At 64.1% G+C, this 3,910-nt stretch carries 3 protein-coding genes and 1 pseudogene; 2 read left to right on the top strand and 2 right to left on the bottom strand.

Translation table 11 applies throughout. The features are described from left to right. Window positions 1–90 precede the first annotated feature (90 nt). Entirely contained in the window at window positions 91–903 is an 813-nt protein-coding gene (locus I9P22_RS23760) for a LysR family transcriptional regulator (protein ID WP_018000052.1), read from the top strand. Window position 904: 1 nt separating this feature from the next. After that, window positions 905–2,902 carry a heavy metal translocating P-type ATPase gene (locus I9P22_RS23755; protein ID WP_036744609.1) on the top strand — a complete coding sequence of 666 codons (1,998 nt, stop codon included), beginning with the start codon at window positions 905–907 and terminating at the stop codon, window positions 2,900–2,902. Between the two features lie 341 nt (window positions 2,903–3,243). On the opposite strand, the gene I9P22_RS24735 is transcribed toward I9P22_RS23755, so the two are convergent. Further along, on the bottom strand, window positions 3,244–3,765 hold the full coding sequence (locus I9P22_RS24735; RefSeq protein ID WP_332909066.1) for a M48 family metallopeptidase: 522 nt from the start codon (window positions 3,763–3,765) through the stop codon (window positions 3,244–3,246). Window positions 3,766–3,829: 64 nt separating this feature from the next. Further along, a pseudogene (locus tag I9P22_RS23750) lies at window positions 3,830–3,910 on the bottom strand (IS5/IS1182 family transposase); the annotation flags it as partial.

Here is a 3,910-nt window from a genome sequence, read left to right as displayed (position 1 = left end):
GTGCCGCTTGCGGCAGAAAATCCTTGTCTAGCGCTCGGATACAGGCGATCTTCACCTCAAACGACACGCCACTTGGGGAATGCAGGATTCATGCTATCGGAAGTAGCCATTGCCGGGTACCTGCTCACCCCCGCCGGAGAGGAACTGCGTGACGGCGCCCTGCGCGTCGAGGAGGAGATCGCAAGCCTGAGCCGCAAGGTGACCGGGCAGGATCTGCGTCTCAGCGGCGCCGTGCGGGTCACGACCATCGACATGCTGGCATTCGGGCTGCTGCCGCGGCACCTCGCCGGATTCCGCGATGCCTATCCCGGTATCGAGGTCGAGCTCGTCGTCGGCAATGTCGCTCTGAACCTCAGCAGGCGTGAGGCTGACGTCGCGCTTCGCGTCGGCAATGCGCCAGCCGAGACCCTGGTCGGGCGCCGGGTCGGACGGCTCGCCTTTGCCGTCTACGCCAGCGCCAACTACCATGCGCGGCGGCCGGAGCCTGACCTCTCGCTCCACGACTGGATCGGCTTCGATTCCGAGCACGAGGCGCTTGTCCGCCGCGTCGCCCGCTTCCTCCCGGAGGCAAAACCGATGCTCCGCACCAACTCAGTGGCTGCCGCTCTCTCCGCCGCCAAGGCCGGGATGGGACTTGCGCCGCTGCCTTGCGGACTTGCGGACCTCGAGACCGATCTCGTACGCATCGCCCCGCTGCCTGGCGAATTCACCCTCGACCTCTGGCTGTTGACTCATGACGATCTGCGCCAGACCGCGCGCATCCGGGCTTTTCTCGACTTCCTGGCCGAGGTATTGGCAAAGGAAGCGCCTCTGCTGGAGGGCATGAGCCGCGAGGCAATGGATGCGCCTTTGCACGGCGACCTGTCGAAGGTCGACGAGCATGCACCAGCAGCCAGGAGATGACATGGGAAAGCCGTTTCAGATCGACCGCTCATTCGCGCTGACGGCTCTCACCGTCCTTGGGATGCTCCCGGCCACTCTCGCGCTATGGCCGCTTCAGGGCGCCACCGCGGCTTTCTTCTCCCTCGCAGGTCTCTCGCTTGTTTATCTGGCAGGCGGTTTGCCCGCCGCATGGCGGGCCGCCATCACCTTATGGGAAGAGCGCATTCTCGACATCGACCTGCTGATGGTCGTTGCCGCCATTGCGGCCGCGGCTGTCGGCGCGCCCTTCGAGGGTGCGGTCCTGCTGACGCTCTTCAGCATCTCGACCACGCTGGAGGAGCGGGCGCTCGGCCGCGCGCGCCGGGCCATCGAGGCGTTGATGGAACTTCGGCCGGAGACGGCACTTCGAAAGGCGCCGGACGGGTCAGTCTCGGAAGTCCCTGCTGCCGATCTTCGGGTGGATGACGTCCTGGTGCTGCGGCCCGGCGCGCGGGTTCCGGCGGACGGGGTGATCGTCAGCGGCCGGGGCTCGCTGGACGAGGCCCACATCACCGGCGAATCGATGCCCGTCGCCAAACAACCCGGCGCCCAGGTTTTCGAGGCGACGGTCAACCTCGATGGCGTGCTCGAGATGGCCGTGACCAAGACGATCGAGGAAAGCACCGTCGCCCGCATGATCGCGCTCGTCACCGAGGCACAGGCGGCCAAGGCGCCATCCGAACGCTTCAGTGCCTGGTTCGGGCAACGCTACACGGTCGCGGTCATGGCCGGAGCCGTCCTGGCCTTCGCCGCCTTCTACTGGTTGGGGCGCGACTGGGAGGAAGCGCTCTACCGATCAGCGACCCTGCTGGTGGCGGCGAGCCCCTGCGCGATCGTGATCTCGGTCCCCGCCGCGATCCTTTCCGCCCTGTCGGCGGCCGCTCGCGGGGGCGTGTTGTTCAAGGGCGGGGCCGCGCTCGAGACATTGGCGGCAGTCGACATTTTCGCGTTCGACAAGACCGGAACCCTGACGACTGGTAGGGCCTCGATCACGAAGGTGGTGGCGCTCGACGGCGACCAGCTGCGCTTTCTCTCGCTTCTTGCGGGGCTCGAGGCCCATTCGGAACATCACAGCGCGGCAGCCATCCGGCAGGAAACCGTCAGCCGCGGTGTTGAACCGGCTCAAGTAACAAACGTGATCACCCGGCCAAGTGCCGGCATCGTCGGTGATGATGGCGAGGGGCAGTTGTGGGCTGGCAATCCGCGCCTTGCTACGCAGATGGGAGCGTCCATTGATCATCAGAGGCTAGAGGCGCTGGCTGCGGATACCGAGACGGTCATCTATTTCGGGCGGGATCAGCAGGTGATGGGAGCTGTTGCCATCGCGGATCAGGCCCGCCCGACCTCTGCGCCGGCGCTTGCTGCATTGCGGGAAGGTGGGGTCACCGAAATCATCATGATGACCGGCGATCGCCGTCCGGTTGCGTTGCGGATTGGCGAAGAGCTCGGATTGAAGCCCGAGGAAATCCATGCCGACATGCTGCCGGAGGACAAGGTCAGGATGGCGGGCGAGTTGGCTGCCAGAGGCAAGGTCGCCTTCGTCGGCGACGGGGTCAATGACGCCGCCGCGCTGGCCCGCGCCGATGTCGGGATCGCCATGGGTGCTGCGGGCTCCGACGTCGCGCTCCAGGCAGCCGATGTGGCGCTTCTGTCGGAAGACATGGGACGGCTTGCGGACGCGCATCGACTGGCGCGTCGCGCCGCAAGGATCATCCGGCAGAACCTGCTGTTCGCGATGGGCGCCATGGCCATTCTCGTGACGGGAGGACTGTTCTTCGAACTGCCCCTCCCACTCGCGGTGATCGGTCACGAAGGCGGAACGGTTCTGGTGGTGCTCAACGGGCTGCGTTTGTTGAGGGACCCGATCCGCCGCAACGAAAACAAGTCAGCGTCACCAGATCAGGTGGTGACGGTCGACAGCATCAGCGCCCCCGTCCAACGTCATGCCTATCGCAGAAAGATCCCGCGGCGCGCGGGTTGAAAACAACGACTTCAACTCGTTTCCGGCCCAGAGAAGGTTGGATATCAGGCCCTTACCCTCCGCCACTTGCCCTCGCGAAAGCGTTCTCCCGATCCCGCCGCGGCCGGATTTTCCCGTTGCTTTCGAGGGTTATGCGCGGTTGACTTTGCACTGGCGTCCTCGCTGCAGCAGCCGGAATGGTTCTCTAAAGCCCGATATTCTCCGGACCTCTCGACTACTAGCATCCGGTGTAGAGCCCGTAACCGATTGAAAATATGGGGGCAGATCCTCGCGCCACCTGAACACTTCGACGCCGGTGGCGTTCGTGAGATGGAACAGAAATCGAACTCCTGCAGCGAGCTTCAATGCGGTGATACGAAATGGGCCATTTCATGCAGGATGACGTAGTCGAGGGCGGCCAGAGGCTTCTTCGCCAGGTCGAGGTTCAGCCACACCAGCCCCTTTTCGGGATTGCAGCTGCCCCACTTCGTCTTCATCAACCTGATGCCCCACCGCGGTACCGGTACGCCCAGCCGATCCGACCACTTGACGATACGGGGAGCGGCCTTTTCCCGCAGCTGCGATCGGTACCACGTCGCCATCCTGCGTGCATTCTGATCGGACGTTGAGCCTGCTGGCACCAACATCGTCAGGCGATCCGAAGCGTCTGGACGGATTGCGCAGCGGTTCTTGTCGTTCGGCTGGACCAGAAGCCTGAGCGGTTTCCCGAAGACAAAATGGGTTTCGCCTGAGACATACCGGCGTTCGGATTGGCGCGCCTGACCCTCGAACTCGCGCTGCTTTTTCTTGATCCAGCCCAGCCGGGTCACAACCGCGACCCGGACGGCATCCTCGCTGATGGCTGGAGGAGCTGCGACCCGCACGCGACCTGCCGGAGGATAGACCCCGATATGCAGGTTCTTGATCGGTTTGCGGACCAGTTCTAGGTCATGTTGACAAATGGCGAAGCCAGAGCCTGATGCAGGCGATGTCGATGAAGCCGAGGAAACTGTCTGCGGTTTTGTCGTA

Source organism: Paracoccus binzhouensis (genome assembly GCF_016446475.1).
Classification (GTDB): Bacteria; Pseudomonadota; Alphaproteobacteria; order Rhodobacterales; family Rhodobacteraceae; genus Paracoccus; species Paracoccus binzhouensis.
Note: the sequence above shows the minus strand (reverse complement) of the source record. Positions and strands in the feature narration are given on the sequence as shown.

Coding starts and splice junctions, on each gene's coding strand:
- I9P22_RS23760 (WP_018000052.1), top strand. CDS start 91: ATGCTATCGGAAGTAGCCATTGCCGGGTACCTGCTCACCCCCGCCGGA.
- I9P22_RS23755 (WP_036744609.1), top strand. CDS start 905: ATGGGAAAGCCGTTTCAGATCGACCGCTCATTCGCGCTGACGGCTCTC.